This is a genomic window from Streptomyces sp. NPDC053665 (assembly GCF_055585285.1).
This window is the reverse complement of the sequence record NZ_JBVJKK010000002.1, coordinates 531,962-549,724: the sequence shown is the minus strand read 5'-3', so window position 1 is coordinate 549,724 and position 17,763 is coordinate 531,962. Positions and strand designations below refer to the sequence as shown.

The following is a 17,763-nucleotide window of genomic DNA, read 5'->3' as shown; positions in this document are numbered from 1 at the left end:
TGGTGAATCGTCGGTGGGTGGCGGGGACTACTTGAGGTCGCTCTCCTTGATGTAGCCGGAGTCGACGACCTCCTTCTGGTAGTTGCCCTTGTCGACGGCGACCGGCTCCAGCAGGTAGGCCGGGACGACCTTGGCACCGTTGTCGTAGGTCTTGGTGTCGTTGACCTCGGGCTTCTTGTCGTTGAGCAGCGCGTCGACCATGTTCGAGGACACCTTGGCGAGCTCGCGGGTGTCCTTGTAGACGGTCATCGACTGCTGTCCCGCGATGATCGACTTCACGGAGGCGACCTCGGCGTCCTGGCCCGTGACGACCGGCAGTGGCTTGCTCTTGGAGCCGTAGTCGTCCGACTTCAGGGCCGACAGGATGCCGATGGAGATGCCGTCGTAGGGGGACAGGACCGCGTCGACGCGCTCGCTCTTGTAGGCCGAGGTGAGGATGTCGTCCATGCGCTTCTGGGCGGTGCCGCCGTCCCAGCGCAGGGTGGTGACCTGGTTGAGCTTGGTCTGGCCGGAACGGACGACGAGCTGCTTCTTGTCGATGTAGGGCTGGAGGACCTTCATCGCGCCGCCGAAGAAGTAGCGCGTGTTGTTGTCGTCGTTCGAGCCGGCGAAGAGCTCGATGTTGAACGGGCCCTTCTCGCTGCCGTCCTTCAGGCCGAGCTTCTCGACGATGTAGTTGCCCTGGAGCTCGCCGACCTTCTCGTTGTCGAACGAGGCGTAGTAGTCGACGTTCTGCGTGCCGAGGATCAGGCGGTCGTAGGAGATGACCGGGATGTTCGCGTCCTTGGCCTGCTGGAGGACGTTGTTCATCGACTTGTTGTCGATGGCCGCGACGATCAGCGCCTTGACGCCCTGCGTGATCAGGTTCTCGACCTGGGAGACCTGCTGGTCGGGGTCGTCCTCGCCGAAGACCAGCTTGGTCTTGTAGCCCTTGGACTCGAGGTCCTTGACGACGTTGTTGCCGTCGGCGATCCAGCGCTCGGAGGACTTGGTCGGCATCGCGATGCCGATGGTGGCGCCCTTGGCGTCCCCTTCGCCCTGCTTGCTGCCGCCCTCGCTGTCCTGACCGCAGGCGGACAGGGTCAGGGCGAGGGACGCGGCGGTGGCCATGGCGGCGAGAGCGGCTCTGCGGTTACGCATGATCATCATCCTTGATCTGTGTGCAGGGCTCGGTCCGGGAGGCGCGAAGTCGCTCCGGAGGGGTCGTGCCGGAAAGACCGAGAAAACTTGTGTGGGATTGTGGTCGGCTGTGTCGTCTTTTGTAAGGTGAGTTTCCGGAACGTTATGACGAGATTTCGAACCGTTGCAGTGCGCCGGGCAGTCGGGAGCCGAGCGGCGCCATGTCCCGGCCGGCGCCGTGCCGGGCCAGAAGGTCCAGGGCGAGCCGGCCGCGCCGCACGCGTTCCTTGGCCGTGGCCAGCGTCAGCTCCCGCACGTGGTGCCCGTACGGGTAGATCCCGGGGGCCTTGGACAGCCCGAACTTCAGGTACAAGGGGGCGCCCCGCCTGATGAGTTCGGCCACCTCGTACATGCGGACGTAGCCGCCGAGGTCGTCGGGGGCCTCGATGTACATGTCCATGGGGGCGCCCGACACCCGCCGGATCTCCGTGAGGTGAGCGAGCGTCAGGTCGCTGGGCACGTTGACCGAGTCGGCCCCGAGCCGCTCGTAGACCGCGTACGCGGCCGGGTTGACGGGGCCGATCAGCGCGCTCACCTTCAGGGTCGTGTCGGCCGGGATGATTCCCGCGGCCCGCGCCCGGTGCAGCGTCCACAGCACGCCCTCGTCGGCGACGAGCAGGCACTTCACGCCCAGCTCCGTGGCCCGCACCGCGTCCTCGACGCAGCCGGCGACGGCGTCGTGGCCGCGGGCGCGCAGCCCGGCGCCGCGCGAGTCGGTGCGCGTGGACCCGCCGATGTCCCAGGTGCCGCGCGGGCCGGTGAACAGGCAGAGCTCGATGTCGCGTTCGGCCGTGGCCTCGACCATCTCGGTGATCTCGGCGTCGGTCAGCATCCACACGCCGCTGCCCTGGCTGATCCGGTGGATCGGCACGTCCAGCCGGGAGGCCTCCTTCAGCACCACCGCCAGCGCCTCCGGGCCCTCGCACGAGGGGATCTCGGTGCGCCACCGGCCGCCGCCGGGGAAGGCGTGCGGTGAGGCGTCGGAGGGGTCGGGGGCGGGCGCGTTCAGGCCCAGCGCGGTGAGCGCCGGCTCACCGGGGCTGCGGACGGCCGGGGCGGAAGCGTCGATCACAGGAAAGTCCTTCTTGTTCGATATGTCGGACGAGGTTCGCGGCTCTGGGTACGGCGCACCGGCGCCGGATGTGGCGCAGAGGCACCGATGCGGCGCACAGGCACCGGATGCGGTGCACCGGCTCCGGCTGCGGTGCCGCCCGGGAGGGCCGGGGCGGGGCCCGGCCGCGCGGCCGGTGCACGCCGGTACGGAGACGGTCAGGTCGCCCCCGTACCGGCGTACGGCTACGGGCGGAGCAGCACCTTGCCCACCTTCGGGTCGCCGGCCCCGACCAGTTCGATGGCCTGCGGGAACTCGGCGAGCGGCAACTCGTGCGTCACCAGCGGCAGCGGGTCGAGCAGCCCCGCGGCGAACACCCGCACCGTGTGCGCCCAGGCGTCCGGCGGCGCACCGAAGACGGTGTGCACCTCCAGCTGCCGCACGACGAGGTCGGTCGGGTCGAGCCCCTCGGCCCCGGACGCCGGGATGCCGGTCAGGACCAGCCGCCCGCCGCGCCGCAGCAGACCGGCGGAGATCCGGGCGGCGTCCGCGGACCCGGCCGTCTCGATCACCACGTCGACGTCGCCCGGCAGGTCCTCGTCCTTGGTGCGGAAGTCCGTCGCCCCGTACCGCCGCGACAGCGCCTCCCGGTCCCGGCGGGTGCCGACGACCAGCAGCTCCCCGGGTGAGGCCGCCCTGAGGAACTGCACCGCGAACATGCCGAGCGTGCCGGTGCCGACCACCGCCACGCGCTCGCCGGGCCGCGCGTTCGCCTTGAGCGCGGCCGCCGCGATGCACGCCGCCGGCTCCAGCAGGGCCGCGGCCGTGAGGTCGCAGTCGTCCGGCAGGACGTGCAGCAGACGGGCCGGGAGGGTCAGGGTGGCCGCCATCGCGCCCGGCTGCGTGAACCCGGTCTCCTCGTAGCCGGCCGAGCAGAGCGTCGTCTCCCCGGCGTGGCAGCGGTCGCAGACCTGGCAGTTGCGGAACCCCTCCCCGACGACCTTGCGGCCGACGAGGGAGGCGGGGACGCCCGCGCCCACGGCCTCCACCGTCCCGGACCACTCGTGGCCCGGGGTCAGCGGATAGCGCACATAGCCCTCGGGGCGGTTGCCCTGGTAGACCTCGCGGTCACTGCCGCAGATCCCCGAGGCGTGGACGCGCACCAGGGCCTCGCCGGCCGCGGGCCGCCGCGGCTCGTGCGGGGCGAGGCGGTGCTCGCCCGGGGCGTCGATCACTACCTCGGTGCTCACCTGGCTCCTCCGGTCGTCGAGGGGGTCGGGGGCCGGCTGTGGACCGCCGCGGGCCGGGCGACGGTCACTGGGTGCCCTTGGGCTTGCGCTGCTCCCAGCCTTCCGCCCAGAGGTCGAAGCGCGCCTGCTGCTGCGGGAACTCCGCGGCGGCGTCCACGTCCAGTTCCACGCCCAGGCCCGGGGCGTGGGAGAGGTGGAAGCAGCCGTCCTCCGGGTCCACCTGCGGGGCGCCCTTGACCACCTTCTTGATCTCCGCGTCGGCGAAGTCGTTGAAGTGCTCCAGGATCTTGAAGTTCGGGGAGGTGAACCCGACCTGGAGGGAGGCGGCGGTCAGCACCGGGCCGCCCACGTTGTGCGGGGCCACCAGCATGTAGTGGGTCTCCGCCGTCGCGGCCAGCTTCCGGGTCTCCCAGATTCCACCGATGTGGCCGACGTCCGGCTGGATGATGTCGACGGCCTGGCTCTCGAACAGCTCCCGGAACTCGATCCGGTCGTGGATGCGCTCGCCGGTGGCGACCGGCATGTCGACCTTGGCGGCCACCTTCTCCAGCGCCTTGAGGTTCTCCGGCGGCACCGGCTCCTCCAGCCACGCCGGGTTGAACGGCGCCAGCTCCCTGGCCAGGCGCACGGCCGTGGCGGGGGAGAAGCGGCCGTGCATCTCCAGCATCAGCTCGGCCTCGGGGCCGATGGCGTCCCGCACGGCCTCGATCAGCGAGACGGCGTACAGCGTCTCCTTGTGGTCCAGCTCGAAGTGGCCGGTGCCGAAGGGGTCGATCTTGAGCGCCCGGTAGCCGCGCTCCATGACGCCCTGGGCGGCCTTGTGGTAGGCCTCCGGGGTCCGCTCGGTGGTGTACCAGCCGTTGGCGTACGCCTTGACCTTGTCGGTGACCTTGCCGCCCAGCAGCTGCCAGACGGGGACGCCCAGCGCCTTGCCCTTGATGTCCCAGCAGGCCATCTCGATCACCGCGATGCCGGACATCACGATCTCGCCCGCACGGCCGTAGTCGCCGTACTTCATGCGCTTGACGAGGTCCTCGACCGCGAAGGGGTCGGAGCCCAGGATGTGGTTGGCCTCCGCCTCCCTCAGATAGCCGAGGAGGGCGTCGGTGTGTCCCAGCATCCGGGTCTCGCCGACTCCGGTGAGCCCCTCGTCGGTGTGCACCTGGACGTAGGTCAGGTTGCGCCACGGCGTCCCGACCACGTGTGTGCTGATTCCGGTGATGCGCACGGCGGTTGTCCCTCGCTGCTTCGTCGGCTCAGTTTCCGTCAGTTTCGCCCGGGTGCCGAGTTGTTCGATATTTCGGCACGCGTTCGAAATGCTGGCGTGACAGTAAGGACGGCGTGGCAGGGGTGTCAATGGGTCGCGCACATAACGGTTTCGGCAGTTTCGAAACCCGGGGCAGGGGGTGTCCGTACAGAACCTTCACAGCTGGATCTAGGAACGGGACCCGCGCGGAACTTAATCTTCCGGCGTCATGGACTACTGCGACCCGTGCCGACGGCACCTCAACGGCGCGCTGGCCTGCCCGGGGTGCGGCGCCCCGGCCCGAGCGCTCCGGCGCTCCGCTGCGCAGCCCGCCGCGGCGTACGCCCTCGCCCCGGCCCAGGGCGCGGGCGCGGGCGCGCAAGGCCGCTTGACGGAGATCGAGGCGGCAGACGACCCCGCCCTCCCCGCCCGCGACGACGGCCGGGCCGACGAGCACGACGACGACCACGACGACGACCACGACGGCGAGGCCGGCGACGGCGACGGCGATCGTGACGACGAGGGCGCCCGCACCCCTTCCGGCCGGGCCGCCCGGCGGCGCGGACGCGGAGCCGGGCCCGACGCGGACGGCCCGGGCGGTGCCAGCCGCCGGGACCGGAAGGCCGCCGCGCACCGGCGACGGCGGCGCCGGACCCTGTTCGTCGTCGCGGGCTTCGTGCTCGCGGCGGGCGGGCTGAGCCTCGCCGAACTCGGCATGGACGCCCAGGACTCGACGCCGAGACCGGCGACCGCCGGCGGGGCGTCGGCGGACGGCGGCGCGTCGGCGGAAGCCGGGGAGGAGGCGAGACCGGGCCGTCCGGACACCGCGGCCGGATCCGCGAAGGCGTCGGCCTCCGCCTCGGCGGACCCGTCCGGCTCCGCGTCACCTTCGGCGTCCGCCGAGGACAAGGCGTCGAAGTCCCCGAGCGGAGAGCCGTCGAAGGAGACCCAGGCGGGCCCGGCGGGAACCGCCCCCAGCCGCCCCGAGTCCGGTGCGACGGCGGCCCCGCCCGCCCCGGCGCCGACCCCGTCGTCCGGCCCGACCACCAAGGCCCCCGAACAACCGGAACCCTCCCCGTCGGAGCCGTGCAAGCGGTTCCTGTGGTGGTGCACGTAGATCCCACCGCTCACAGCGCCAGCCTCATCCGGGCCTCCTAGACAGCCGGTCGCCCGGCGAGAGCGCGCCCAGCCGAACCCCACGCGGCCCGGCCAGCCTCGCCCGAGCCTTTCAGCCGCCCCCGACCGGTCCCCCAGGGAGCCTGTCGGCTGCCCGGAGGGTGCTCGGCCCGAGCCCCTCGCGACCCGGTTCGCCTCGTCCGAGCCCTTCCGCCGCCCCCGGCCGGTCCCCAGGGAGCCTGTCGGCTGCCCGGAGGGTGCTCAGCCCGAGCCCTTCGGCCGGTCCCCTAGCGAGCCGGTCGCCTGGCGGCAGCGCGCCCAGCCCGAGCCCTTCGCGGCCTAGAGCCAGCTCGCCCGAGCCCTTCGGCCGCCCCCGACCGGTCCCCCAGGGAGCCTGTCGACTGACCGAAGCGCGCTCGGCCCGAGCCCCAGGCCGCCGCAGGCCCCCTCGCCCAGCCGATCGGCCGTCCGGCGGACCCGGATCGCCCGAGCCGTTCACCGGCCGGTGGACCCCGACCGCCCGAACCCGTCCGCGCCCACTGGCCGGCTCGGCCGAGCCCCGCTGGAGCCTCAGCCGGCCAAGCGCCGAGCCCTCGGGGAGCCGCCACCCGTCACGCGCCGAGCCCCTCAAGCCGCCAGGGCGCGCAGGCCCGCCCCGGGGCGCACTCGGGCCGCCCCGGGTTCAGCCCAGCATCACCCGCAGCGCGTTCCGCAATGCCACCCGCTCGTCCTCGGAGAGTCCCGCCAGGGGCTCGCGGGCGAACCGCAGGGACTCGCGCAGGCTCCTCGCCACCCGCCGGCCCTCCGGCGTCGCGGCGGCGACCTTCACCCGGCGGTCCGCCGGGGCCGGCTGCCGCTCCACGAGGCCGCGCGCCTCGAGCCGGTCCACGATGCCGGTGACGTTGGACGGCTCGCACTTCAGCCGCTGCGCCAGCCGCCGCATCGGCAGCGGCTCCAGGCACAGCAGGCTCAGCAGCCTCGCCTGCGCGCCCGTCAGGGCATGCTCCGCCGCCGCGGACTCGTAGTCCTCGTGGAAGCGCGCCACCACCTCACCGATCAGCTCGACGACCTCGAGGGTCAGCGGGTCGGGCCGGCCGGCCGGATTCCTGGTGGTCGATGTGGGGGAGGCCATGCCGATCAGGGTACCCGGTTGTTTGACAACCTGAAATATTCAGGAGCATGGTTGTTTCAGGTACTGAAATGTTCGCTTCCCGCATGTGAGGACTGGCGCACCATGACCGACACCCCCACCCTCCCGTCCGTCAGCCGCGAGTGGCACCTGCTGAGCCGGCCCGTCGGCTGGCCGAAGCCGGAGGACTTCGCCCTGGTCGAGGCGGAGGTACCGCAGCCCGGTGAGGGCGAGGTCCTCGTCCGGAACACGTACCTCTCCGTGGACCCGTACATGCGCGGCCGGATGAGCGCGGCGAAGTCGTACGTCGCCCCGTTCGAGCTCGGCAAGGTCATGCAGGGCGGCGCCGTCGGCGAGGTCGTGGCCTCCAACGCCGAGGGCCTGTCCGTCGGCGACCACGTGCTGCACTTCTTCGGCTGGCGCGAGTACGCCGTCGTCGCCGGCAAGAACGCCGTGAAGGTGGACGCCGACGCCGCCCCGCTCTCGACGTACCTGGGCGTGCTGGGCATGACCGGTCTCACCGCCTACGCGGGCCTGCTGCGCACGGCCGCCTTCAAGGAGGGCGACGCCGTCTTCGTCTCGGGCGCCGCCGGTGCCGTGGGCGGCCAGGTCGGGCAGATCGCGAAGCTGAAGGGCGCCTCGCGGGTCATCGGCTCCGCCGGGTCCGCCGAGAAGGTGAAGCTCCTGGTCGAGGAGTACGGCTTCGATGCCGCCTTCAACTACAAGGACGGGCCGGTGAGCGAGCAGCTGCGCGCCGCCGCCCCCGACGGGATCGACGTCTACTTCGACAACGTCGGCGGCGACCACCTGGAGGCGGCGATCGGCTCGCTCAACCAGGGCGGCCGGATCGCCGTCTGCGGCATGATCTCCGTCTACAACAACACCGAGCCCGCCCCGGGCCCGCGCAACCTCGCGCGCCTCATCCAGACCCGCGGCCGCATCGAGGGCTTCCTGGTCGGGGACCACTACGACCTCCAGCCGCAGTTCGTGCAGGAGGTCGCCCCCTGGGTCGCCTCCGGCGAGCTGAAGTACCGGGAGACCGTCGTCGAGGGCATCGAGAACAACCTCGACGCGTTCCTGGGCGTGCTGCGCGGCGAGAACACCGGGAAGATGATCGTCAAGCTCTGACGTCTTCCGACTGGATTCCGGCATGCGGTAACTTGTTTCCGAATCCGTCCCGGCCCGGGCGCGAGCCGCGGCGGACCACCGAAGGAACACAACCGCATGCCGATCCAGCAGTCCGACGTCCTCTACACCGCCGTCGCCACCGCCGAGAACGGGCGCGACGGCCGGGTGGCCACCGACGACGGCAAGCTCGACGTCGTCGTCAACCCGCCGAAGGAGATGGGCGGCAGCGGCACCGGGACCAACCCGGAGCAGCTGTTCGCCGCCGGCTACAGCGCCTGCTTCCAGGGCGCGCTCGGTGTGGTCGCCCGCCAGGAGGGCGCCGACCTCACCGGTGCGACGGTGACCGCGAAGGTCGGCCTGGGCAGGAACGGGGACGGGTTCGGGATCATCGTCGAGATCTCGGCCGACATCCCCAAGGCCGACCGGGGCACCGCGCGGGCGCTGATCGAGAAGGCGCACGAGGTGTGCCCCTACTCGAAGGCGACCCGCGGGAACATCACCGTGACGCTCGTGTGAGAACGGTCGTTGCACAGCCGGAGGCCGCACCCTTGGACGTGGGGTGCGGCCTCCGCCCGCGTCCGCGGTTCACCGCCCCAGCGCCGCCCGGTGCACGGCCCGCACCAGGCGGTCGTTCTCCGGGGCGGCCCCGCCCGGGAAGGCGGCCCGGCGGCGCGTGTAGCCGTACGCCAGCCCGCTCCACGGGTCCGCGAACGCCTGGGAGCCGCCCTCGCCGCTGTGCCCGATCGTCCCGGCGCCGAGGAACGGGTGCCACGTGTCAGCGGTGGTCTCGAAACCGAGCCCGAACGAGGCGTGGGCCCGGGTCACCAGGTCGTGGCCGGCCGAGTGGACCTGCCCGAACTCCGCCACCGTGTCGGGCTTCAGCAGCGGCGCCCGCCCGTCCACCTCGCTGATCGCCGCCGCATACATCCTGGCCAGGCCCCGCGCGGACGCCACCCCGCCCACCGAGGCCGGGCCCCGGGCGCGGATCAGCGGCGCGTTCGCCAGCGCGGCCGGCTCGGCCGGTTCGGCGGCATGGCGGTTGAGGGCGATCGAGGCCAGGGCGTGCGGGCCGGTGGGCATGGCGTCCAGCAGGGCCCGCTGCCGGGGGGTCGGGGCCACCGGCAGGGCGGTGCGGAAGCGGGGCTCCTCGGATGCGGGGAACCCGAGGTGGAGGTCCAGGCCGTACGGGGTGCGGACCCGCTCCCGGTAGACGTCCTGGAGCGTACGGCCCGTCGCGCGGCGGACCACTTCGCCCACCAGGGCGCCCCCCACCAGGACGTGGTGGCCGAAGGCGGACCCCGGGTGCCAGAACGGCCGCTGGTCGGCGAGGCGTTCGGCGAGCTGACGGTCGTCGGCCAGCTCGGACAGGGTGAAACCGGTGTCCGTGCCGACCACCCCCGCCCGGTGCGCCGGCAGATCGCGCAGGGTCAGCGCGCCCTTGCCCTCGGCCGCGAACTCCGGCCAGTAGTACGTCACCCTGCGGTCGAGCTCGAGCGTGCCGTCCTGCACCAGGAGGGCCACGACCAGGTGGGCCGCGCCCTTCGTGGACGAGGAGACGCCGTAGAGGGCGTCCGCGTCGGTCCCCGCCCACAGGTCGACGACCTTCCGGCCGTGCACGAAGGCGCACACCTGCCCCTCGTAGTCGTCCCGCTCACCGGCCGCGAACGCGGCGAACACCTCGCGGACCCCCTCGAAGCCTTCGGCCACCGTGCCGTGGATCTCCCGCGTCATCCGCCCTCCTCGGGGAACCGCCGTGTCCCGTGGTGCGCACGCGAACCTCACCCGGGGCTCCCGCCGATCGGTACGGCGAGGCGCACGGGTTCGACTCAACGGCCGGGCGGGCGCGCCGGCCCCGGCGCCCGTGACACCGGTGTGACCGGAGCGCGTCAAGAGCGCGACACCGGCCCGGATAGGGTCGACCCATGCGCGATCTGGGGACGGGTTTCCGGTACTTGCTCAAGGGCCAGCGATGGGTGGCCGGGCACGGCAGGCAGTACGGCTTCGGGCTGCTCCCGGGCCTGATCACCCTCGTCCTGTACGCGGCGGTGCTGGTCGCGCTCGGGGTGTGGGGCGAGGACGCGGTGGGCTGGGCGACGCCCTTCGCCGACGACTGGTCGAGCCCCTGGCGCGGCCTTTTCCGCGGCCTGCTCACCGGTGTGCTGTTCGCCCTCGCCCTGCTCCTCGCCGTCGTGACGTTCACCGCCGTGACCCTGCTGATCGGCCAGCCCTTCTACGAGAACCTCTCCGAGAAGGTCGACCGCGACGTCTCCCCGGACGGACACGCGCCCGCATCGGGGCTGCCGTTCTGGCGGGAGCTGTGGATCTCCGCCCGGGACAGCCTGCGGATCGTCGTACGGGCCGCCCTGTGGGGCGTGCTGCTGTTCGCGTGCGGATTCATCCCGGTCGTCGGGCAGACGGCCGTCCCGGTGATCGGGTTCTTCGTCACCGGGTTCTTCCTCACCGAGGAACTGACCGCCGTCGCCCTCCAGCGCCGCGGTGTCGAACTGCGCGCCCGGCTGCGGCTCCTGCGCGACCGCAAGACGCTGGTGTGGGGCTTCGGCACGCCCCTGGCCGTCTCCTTCCTGGTGCCCTTCGTCGCCGTGTTCCTGATGCCGGGCGCCGTCGCCGGTGCCACCCTCATGGCGCGTGACCTGCTGGGCGAGGAGATCACCGACGGCGGCGGCAAGGACGGCGCCGCCGTCACGAGTTCTCCGCGGCCACCGTCAGGATCCTCCGCACCTGGGCGATGATGTCCAGCCGGTTCCGCACGAAGTCCGGGTCGGTGACCTCGGCGGTGTTCCCGGCGCCGAACTGCAGCACCGGAGTGTGCACGTGCCCGCCCGGCAGCCGGTCGTGCAGCCCCAGCCGGTCCCGCAGCAGCGTCGCCCGGTAGGCGATCTCGTTGGAGAGGTAGTCCCCGCCACCGCCCGCGCGGGCGGTCGAACCCGGCGTGGGCCCGTCCGGGCGGACGACGGGGTCGGTGCCGCCCGCCGGGATCTCCGTGACGCTCGTGTTGTCGTACACCGGGAACCGGCCGGTGTCCGCGGCGACGATCGCCGCGTACGGCAGGGTCGTCGTCGTCCACTGCGGCTGCGAGGCCGGGTCGCCCACGGGCACGGTCCCGGTGCGGCCGACGTTCTCGTTGTCCCCGAAGCCGCCGCGCCAGGCGCCGTTGGTCCGCTCGACGTCGAACCGCCCCACGCGGCCCTGGCTCACGGTCGTGAACAGGTCGACCTCCGGCAGGTGGGGCCGCAGCGCCCGCTCCACCGTGCCCTCGGCGAAGTCCCGCCAGCGCACCGGGAACACCGCCGTCTCGACCCGGGCCGGTCCGTCGGCCGTCTCGACGACCGTGCCGTCCAGCGCGAGGGCGGTGGCGCCCGACGGGTTGGAGATGCGGATGTCCCGGTCCAGCGTGAACGGGTCGAAGCCGGTCAGCAGGATCCGCTTCAGCCCCTTGCCCCGCGGGTACCGGACGGACGTCTGGCCGCGCGAGGTGCGCTCCAGCTCGTCCAGCAGCGCGGCGCGCCGGCTCTCGGACAGCGCGAAGTCCGGCTGCCAGGTGCGCACCTCACGCGTCATGCCGAGCCGCGCCCAGTACAGCGGCCGGTCGTCGTCCCGGCTCAGGTCCCCGCCGGCCGGACCGCGCCCCTGGGCCCGGTCCACGGCCCGCCGCCACAGCTCCGTGCCCGCACGGGCGACGGCCTGCCGGGCCTGCGCGTAGGAGCCGGCCGCCCCCAGCACCCGGGCCAGTCGCGGGGCGGCCGTGTCGAAGCCGGAGCGGCGCAGGATCTCCTGCGGAGCCGCCCGGTCGAGCCGCTGCTCCTCGACGGTGGGGGAGGGGGCCGGCCCGGCGGCGCTCGCACCGGCGGGAACGGTGAGGCCGGTCATCAGGGCGAGGCCGAGGACGCCGAGGCGAACACGTAGGGAGGTCAAGGGGGTTCGGGCCTTCCGTCGCGGTGGGGGTACGGACGGCCGCAGTATCGCCCGACCCACGTGGTCCACGCCATGGGGCGCAGCCGGGGGTCCGGTGGCGATCCGCACCGCACGGTGACCGGCCCGCGGCCGCCGGGCCCGGGTTGTGAAGGGTTCGTACGGGATCCGGGCCGGGGGCCCGATCACCGGCCGCGGGGTCACCGCGGGGATTACCGTCTGATACGGGACGAGTTCCCCACCCGGCAGCCCCGGTCCGGGACCTGACCCCCGGACCGGGGCGGGTGCCCGGCCGCGGCACGGTCGCGGGAAGGCGCGAAAGCCCGCGTCAGGGGCGTTTCGCCGTGACGGCGCGGTAGGCGATCTCCGCGAGCCGCGCCTGCCCGCTCACACTCGGGTGGAAGTAGTCCCAGCGGCTCAACTGGGCCGTGCCGAAGCGGTAGTCGTACACCGCGCCCCCGTCGTGGCGGCACCGCTCGTCCTCGGCGCAGACCTCCGCCAGCACCTTGTTGTAGTCCTCGACCCGCTCCTGCACCGTGTCGCGCCGCACCTGCGCCTGCGCGTCCAGGCGGTCCGCGTCACCCAGCATCGACGGGCAGATGCCCAGCTTCCACACCTGCCTGCCCACCGGGCTGGTGCGGCCCTCGGACCACAGCCGCTTCAGGTCGGGCACGCTCGCCACGAACACCTGCGCCTTCGGCAGGGCCTTGCGCAGACCGCGCAGCGCGTCCTCGAAGTCGGCGCGGAAGGCGGAGACCGGGGTCATGGCCGACGGCGTGGACCGGCAGGCGTCGTTCGCCCCGACCATCACCGTCACCAACTGGGGCTTGCGCCGCACCGCCCGGGCCATCTGACCGGGCAGGTCGGCCATCCGCGCCCCCGTCACGGCGTAGTTCCAGCTCCGCCGGGCCGCACCGGTGCGCCCCAGCAACCGCACGGCGAGCGAGTCGACCTCGGTGCTGCTGCCGGTCGCCCAGGACGCCTCCGGGCAGTCCGACAGCACGTCGCACGCGTCGAACCCCCGGGTGATGGAGTCCCCGACGGCCGCCACGGACCGCGGGCTGCGGTCCCACACCGGCGTGGGCTTCGGGGACGGCCGGGCGCTGCCGGAGGGCGCGGCGGCATCGCCCCCCACGGCGTCACACCCGGCGACACCGACCACGGCGGCCACGACCACGGCCAGCACACCCCGCGCGCGGTGGCCTCGCATCCCCATCCCTGCTCCATCCCCTCGCCGAGCGGTTCCTGCCCCCACCCATGACAACGCACGAGGGTTCCCGGTCCGTCTGGTGCAACGCCTCCCACCCGTACAAGCGTCCCCCTGGGTGAATGGCGGGAGTTTCCCGGCCCCGGGACCGACCGTACGTCACACTCCTTGCGCCGACGCACGGTAGCCTCGCCATCAACGTGACCCGCCCGGTCACAGCCGTTCCGCCCGTCAGCAAGATGTCCCGCTCTGCCCGGAGGTTCCGGTGACGACACGTGGAGTTCTGTACGTGCACTCCGCGCCGCGCGCGCTGTGCCCGCACGTCGAGTGGGCCATCGCCGGGGTGCTCGGCACGCGCGTCAACCTCGACTGGATCCGGCAGCCCGCGGCCCCCGGCACCTGGCGCTCGGAGTTCTCCTGGCAGGGCCAGGCCGGCACCGCCTCCAAGCTCGCCTCCGCGCTGCGCGGCTGGCACCTGCTGCGCTTCGAGGTCACCGCCGAGCCCTGCCCCACCGCCGAGGGCGAGCGCTACAGCTGCACCCCCGAGCTGGGCATCTTCCACGCCGTCACCGGCATCCACGGCGACATCCTGATCCCCGAGGACCGGCTCAGAGCGGCCCTCCAGCGCAGCCGGCAGGGCGAGACGGACCTGGAGGCCGAGCTCAACAAGCTGCTCGGCAAGCCTTGGGACGACGAGTTGGAGTCCTTCCGCTACGCGGGCGAGGGCGCCCCGGTCCGCTGGCTCCACCAGGTGGTGTGACGCCATTCCCTTCAGGGGCGCGGGGAACTGCGCGACCAGCCCCCACAGCCCCGCACCCGGCACCCAACGCGACACAGAACGGCGAATGGCCCGAACCCTTCTCGGGGTCCGGGCCATTGAAGCGCTCAGGGATCAGACCGTCCGGAACGCCAGCACCACGTTGTGCCCACCGAAGCCGAACGAGTCGTTCAGCGCGGCGATACGGCCTTCGACGGGCAGCTTCCGCGCCTCACCCCGGACGACGTCGGCGTGCGCCTCGGCCTCCGGGTCGAGGTTCTCCACGTTGATCGTCGGCGGAGCCACCCGGTGGTACAGCGCGAGCACCGTCGCCACCGTCTCGACGCCACCCGCGCCACCGAGCAGGTGCCCGGTCATCGACTTCGTCGCGGAGACGGCGATGTGGTCGGCGTCGTCGCCGAACACCTTGCGCAGCGCCTTCAGCTCGGCGATGTCACCGGCCGGCGTCGACGTCGCGTGCGCGTTGACGTGCACGACCTCCGCCGGGTCCAGGTCGGTGCGCTCCAGCAGGTTCTGCAGGGCGTGCGAGATGCCCCGCCCCTCCGGCTCCGGCTGCACGATGTCGTGCGCGTCGGCCGAGATGCCCTGGCCGACCGCCTCGGCGTACACCCGGGCCCCGCGCTTGGCGGCGTGCTCGGCGGACTCCAGGACCACGACACCGGCGCCCTCACCGAGGACGAAACCGTCCCGGGCGACGTCGTAGGGGCGCGAGGCGCCCTGCGGGTCGGCGTTGTTCTTGGACATCGCCATCATGTTGCCGAACGCGGCGATGGGCAGCGGGTGGATCGCCGCCTCCGTGCCACCCGCGACGACGACGTCGGCGCGGCCGGTGCGGATCATCTCGATGGCGTAGCCGATGGCCTCGGCGCCGGAGGCGCAGGCCGAGACCGGCGTGTGCACGCCCGCCCGGGCGCCCACGGCCAGGCCCACGTTGGCCGAGGGGCCGTTGGGCATCAGCATCGGCACGGTGTGCGGGGAGACGCGGCGGACGCCCTTCTCCTTCAGCACGTCGTACTGGTCGAGCAGGGTCGTCACGCCGCCGATGCCGGAGGCGATGACCGCGCCGAGCCGGTCGGGGTCGACGTTCGGGTCCTCGCCGGCCTTGGCCTCGAAGCCCGCGTCCTTCCACGCCTCCTGGGCCGCGACCAGCGCGAACTGCGCGGAGCGGTCCAGCCGGCGGGCCTGCGGCCGCGGGATGACCTCGGTCGGCTCCACGGCCACGGTGGCCGCGATCTTGACGGCCTGGTCGGCCGCCCACTCCTGCTCCAGGGGCTTGACGCCGGACTTGCCGGCGACCAGGCCCTCCCAGGTAGAGGCTGCGTCGCCACCCAGCGGTGTGGTTGCGCCGATACCGGTGACGACCACGGTGCGATTGGTCGAGCTCACGGGAATTCTTTCTCCAACGGATCCGAGGATTAAGCGGCGCCACCGCCGGGTGGCGGGGCAGTCGGCCCAGGGGCCTGATCGGTCGATCAGCCCTGGTGCTTGAGGATGTAGTCGGTCGCGTCGCCGACCGTCTTGAGGTTCTTGACGTCCTCGTCCGGGATCTTGACGTCGAAGCGCTCTTCGGCGGCGACGACGACCTCGACCATGGACAGCGAGTCGACGTCCAGGTCGTCGGTGAAGGACTTGTCCAGCTGGACGTCCTCAACCGGGATGCCGGCGATCTCGTTCACGATCTCGGCGAGACCGGCGACGATCTCTTCCTGAGTGGCGGCCATGTTGGCGCTCCTTCGTAGATATCCAGAGGGTGTGGCAGGTGGTACGCACCGTCCCGGACCGCATGATCCGGCACGGAGTGCCTAGGGGAGGGTAACGACAGTCGCTGCGTAGACGAGACCCGCCCCGAAGCCGATGACGAGCGCGGTGTCGCCGCTCTTCGCCTCGCCGGTCGCCAGGAGCCGCTCCATCGCGAGCGGGATCGAGGCGGCCGAGGTGTTGCCGGTGGTGCGGATGTCACGGGCGACCGTGACGTGCTCCGGCAGTTTCAGCGTCTTCACCATCGAGTCGATGATCCGCACGTTGGCCTGGTGCGGGATGAAGACGTCCAGGTCGTCCACGGTGATCCCGGCCGCGTCCAGCGCCTGCTGGGCGACCTTCGCCATCTCGAACACGGCCCAGCGGAACACCGCCTGGCCTTCCTGGGTGATCGCGGGGAACTTCTCGACCGTCCCGTCGCGGTAGTCCGTCCACGGCACGGTCTGCTTGATGGTCTCGGACTTGTCGCCCTCGGAGCCCCACACGCTCGGGCCGATCGCCGGCTCCTCGGACGGGCCCACCACGACCGCGCCCGCGCCGTCGCCGAACAGGAAGGCCGTCGCGCGGTCCTCCAGGTCGGTCAGGTCGCTCAGCCGCTCGACCCCGATCACCAGGACGTACTCCGCCGAGCCCTCGACGATCATGCCCTTGGCGAGGGTGAGGCCGTAGCCGAAGCCCGCGCAGCCCGCCGAGATGTCGAAGGCGGCGGCCTTGTCTGTGCCGAGCTTGTCGGCGATCTCGGTGGCGACGGCCGGGGTCTGCTTGAAGTGCGAGACCGTCGAGACGATCACACCGCCGATCTGCTCGACGGAGATGCCGGCGTCCGCGATGGCCTTGCCGGACGCCTCGATCGACATCTGCGCGACGGTCTCCTCGTCGGAGGCCCAGTGCCGCGTCTCGATGCCGGAGCGCGAGCGGATCCACTCGTCGGAGGACTCGATCGTCTCCAGGATCACCTCGTTCGGCACGACCCGCGTCGGCCGGTACCCGCCGACGCCGAGGATCCGCGCGTACGGGGCGCCTTTGCTGGGCTTGATCTTCGCCATGCTCCGGGCTCCTTGTCAGGCGTGCTCTGCGATGAGCTCGCGAGCAGCGTCCAGGTCGGCGGGCGTCTTGAGCGCCAGGGTCTTCACACCGGGCAGGGCGCGCTTGGCCAGGCCGGTCAGCGTGCCACCGGGGCACACCTCGATCAGCGCCGTGACGCCGAGCTCCTTGAAGGTCTCCATGCACAGGTCCCAGCGGACCGGGTTGGCGACCTGGCCGACCAGACGCTCCAGCACCTCGGTGCCGGCGGCGACGGTCCGCCCGTCCTTGTTGGAGACGTAGGCGAGCGCGGGGTCGGCCGGCGTCAGGGCCTCGGCGGCCTTCGCCAGCGCGTCGACCGCGGGGGCCATGTGGTGCGTGTGGAACGCGCCGGCGACCTTCAGCGCCACGACCTTGCGCACGCCCTCCGGCTTGTCCTCCGCCAGCGCCGCGAGCTGCTCCAGGGTGCCGGCCGCGACGATCTGGCCGGCGCCGTTGATGTTCGCCGGCGTCAGGCCCAGCTTCTCCAGGTGCGGGAGCGTCACGTCCGGGTCGCCGCCGAGCAGCGCGGCCATGCCGGTCTCGGTGACGGCGGCCGCCTCGGCCATGGCCAGGCCGCGGGTGCGGACCAGGCGGAGCGCCTCCTCGTGCGGGAGCACCCCGGCGAGCGAGGCCGCGGTGATCTCGCCCACGCTGTGCCCGGCGATGGCGCCGACCTTGCGGGGCAGGTCCGCCGGGTCCTCGAACAGCAGGGACGCGGACGCCAGTCCGGCGGCCACCAGCAGCGGCTGCGCCACCGCGGTGTCGCGGATCTCCTCCGCGTCGGCCTCGGTGCCGTAACGGATCAGGTCGAGGCCCGCGGCGTCCGACCAGGCCTCGAGGGCACCGCGGACACCGGGGAAGTCGAGCCATTCAGTCAGGAAGCCGGGCGTCTGGGCGCCCTGGCCGGGAGCGACGAGTACGAGCAC

General features: G+C 72.6%; 17 protein-coding genes. 5 read left to right on the top strand and 12 right to left on the bottom strand.

Translation table 11 applies throughout. The features are described from left to right. Positions 1 to 27 precede the first annotated feature (27 nt). The 4 genes from chvE to ACZ6ZN_RS10035 all read right to left on the bottom strand — a co-directional run bounded on the left by chvE (position 28) and on the right by ACZ6ZN_RS10035 (position 4,708). Positions 28 to 1,140: a multiple monosaccharide ABC transporter substrate-binding protein gene (gene chvE, locus ACZ6ZN_RS10050; RefSeq protein ID WP_451876551.1), complete on the bottom strand. Its 1,113-nt coding sequence runs from the start codon at positions 1,138 to 1,140 to the stop codon at positions 28 to 30. A 142-nt stretch (positions 1,141 to 1,282) separates the two neighbouring features. Beyond that, entirely contained in the window at positions 1,283 to 2,251 is a 969-nt protein-coding gene (locus ACZ6ZN_RS10045) for a glycosyltransferase family protein (RefSeq protein WP_469644785.1), read from the bottom strand. A 224-nt stretch (positions 2,252 to 2,475) separates the two neighbouring features. Next, positions 2,476 to 3,480 (bottom strand): zinc-dependent alcohol dehydrogenase, encoded by a 1,005-nt coding sequence (locus tag ACZ6ZN_RS10040; RefSeq protein ID WP_451876550.1) that lies wholly within the window; start codon positions 3,478 to 3,480, stop codon positions 2,476 to 2,478. A 64-nt stretch (positions 3,481 to 3,544) separates the two neighbouring features. After that, positions 3,545 to 4,708, bottom strand: coding sequence for a mandelate racemase/muconate lactonizing enzyme family protein (locus ACZ6ZN_RS10035; RefSeq protein WP_398111400.1), 1,164 nt, complete (start codon positions 4,706 to 4,708; stop codon positions 3,545 to 3,547). A gap of 247 nt (positions 4,709 to 4,955) precedes the next feature. Between ACZ6ZN_RS10035 and ACZ6ZN_RS10030 the strand changes: the two genes are divergently transcribed. Beyond that, positions 4,956 to 5,843: an SCO2400 family protein gene (locus tag ACZ6ZN_RS10030; RefSeq protein ID WP_469644782.1), complete on the top strand. Its 888-nt coding sequence runs from the start codon at positions 4,956 to 4,958 to the stop codon at positions 5,841 to 5,843. A gap of 681 nt (positions 5,844 to 6,524) precedes the next feature. On the opposite strand, the gene ACZ6ZN_RS10025 is transcribed toward ACZ6ZN_RS10030, so the two are convergent. Then, a complete protein-coding gene (locus tag ACZ6ZN_RS10025; protein ID WP_469644779.1) occupies positions 6,525 to 6,974 on the bottom strand; it encodes a MarR family winged helix-turn-helix transcriptional regulator in 450 nt (149 codons plus the stop codon). Between the two features lie 102 nt (positions 6,975 to 7,076). Between ACZ6ZN_RS10025 and ACZ6ZN_RS10020 the strand changes: the two genes are divergently transcribed. Further along, complete coding sequence (locus tag ACZ6ZN_RS10020; RefSeq protein ID WP_451876547.1) at positions 7,077 to 8,099, top strand: NADP-dependent oxidoreductase; 1,023 nt, start codon at positions 7,077 to 7,079, stop codon at positions 8,097 to 8,099. A 96-nt stretch (positions 8,100 to 8,195) separates the two neighbouring features. Then, entirely contained in the window at positions 8,196 to 8,615 is a 420-nt protein-coding gene (locus ACZ6ZN_RS10015; protein WP_398111396.1) for an organic hydroperoxide resistance protein, read from the top strand. A 69-nt stretch (positions 8,616 to 8,684) separates the two neighbouring features. On the opposite strand, the gene ACZ6ZN_RS10010 is transcribed toward ACZ6ZN_RS10015, so the two are convergent. Beyond that, positions 8,685 to 9,830, bottom strand: a complete 1,146-nt coding sequence (locus ACZ6ZN_RS10010) for a serine hydrolase domain-containing protein (RefSeq protein WP_469644774.1) — start codon at positions 9,828 to 9,830, stop codon at positions 8,685 to 8,687. Between the two features lie 191 nt (positions 9,831 to 10,021). Here ACZ6ZN_RS10010 and ACZ6ZN_RS10005 point away from each other — a divergent pair, with 191 nt between their 5' ends. Next, on the top strand, positions 10,022 to 10,849 hold the full coding sequence (locus ACZ6ZN_RS10005) for an EI24 domain-containing protein (RefSeq protein ID WP_469644771.1): 828 nt from the start codon (positions 10,022 to 10,024) through the stop codon (positions 10,847 to 10,849). Here ACZ6ZN_RS10005 and ACZ6ZN_RS10000 read toward each other — a convergent pair. Then, positions 10,800 to 12,032 (bottom strand): pyroglutamyl-peptidase I, encoded by a 1,233-nt coding sequence (locus ACZ6ZN_RS10000; RefSeq protein WP_469644768.1) that lies wholly within the window; start codon positions 12,030 to 12,032, stop codon positions 10,800 to 10,802. The genes ACZ6ZN_RS10005 and ACZ6ZN_RS10000 overlap by 50 nt on opposite strands. Positions 12,033 to 12,357: 325 nt before the next feature. Further along, complete coding sequence (locus ACZ6ZN_RS09995) at positions 12,358 to 13,245, bottom strand: SGNH/GDSL hydrolase family protein (RefSeq protein WP_469644765.1); 888 nt, start codon at positions 13,243 to 13,245, stop codon at positions 12,358 to 12,360. 256 nt (positions 13,246 to 13,501) lie between these two features. On the opposite strand from ACZ6ZN_RS09995, the gene ACZ6ZN_RS09990 reads away from it, so the two are divergent. Then, complete coding sequence (locus ACZ6ZN_RS09990; RefSeq protein WP_451876543.1) at positions 13,502 to 13,996, top strand: DUF3145 domain-containing protein; 495 nt, start codon at positions 13,502 to 13,504, stop codon at positions 13,994 to 13,996. Between the two features lie 132 nt (positions 13,997 to 14,128). On the opposite strand, the gene fabF is transcribed toward ACZ6ZN_RS09990, so the two are convergent. The 4 genes from fabF to ACZ6ZN_RS09970 form a co-directional block, all read right to left on the bottom strand. Then, positions 14,129 to 15,400, bottom strand: coding sequence for a beta-ketoacyl-ACP synthase II (gene fabF / locus ACZ6ZN_RS09985; RefSeq protein WP_451876542.1), 1,272 nt, complete (start codon positions 15,398 to 15,400; stop codon positions 14,129 to 14,131). A gap of 86 nt (positions 15,401 to 15,486) precedes the next feature. Continuing rightward, positions 15,487 to 15,735: an acyl carrier protein gene (locus ACZ6ZN_RS09980; protein WP_003989952.1), complete on the bottom strand. Its 249-nt coding sequence runs from the start codon at positions 15,733 to 15,735 to the stop codon at positions 15,487 to 15,489. Between the two features lie 81 nt (positions 15,736 to 15,816). Continuing rightward, positions 15,817 to 16,818: a ketoacyl-ACP synthase III gene (locus tag ACZ6ZN_RS09975; protein ID WP_398111389.1), complete on the bottom strand. Its 1,002-nt coding sequence runs from the start codon at positions 16,816 to 16,818 to the stop codon at positions 15,817 to 15,819. A 15-nt stretch (positions 16,819 to 16,833) separates the two neighbouring features. Continuing rightward, positions 16,834 to 17,763: an ACP S-malonyltransferase gene (locus ACZ6ZN_RS09970; protein WP_451876541.1), complete on the bottom strand. Its 930-nt coding sequence runs from the start codon at positions 17,761 to 17,763 to the stop codon at positions 16,834 to 16,836.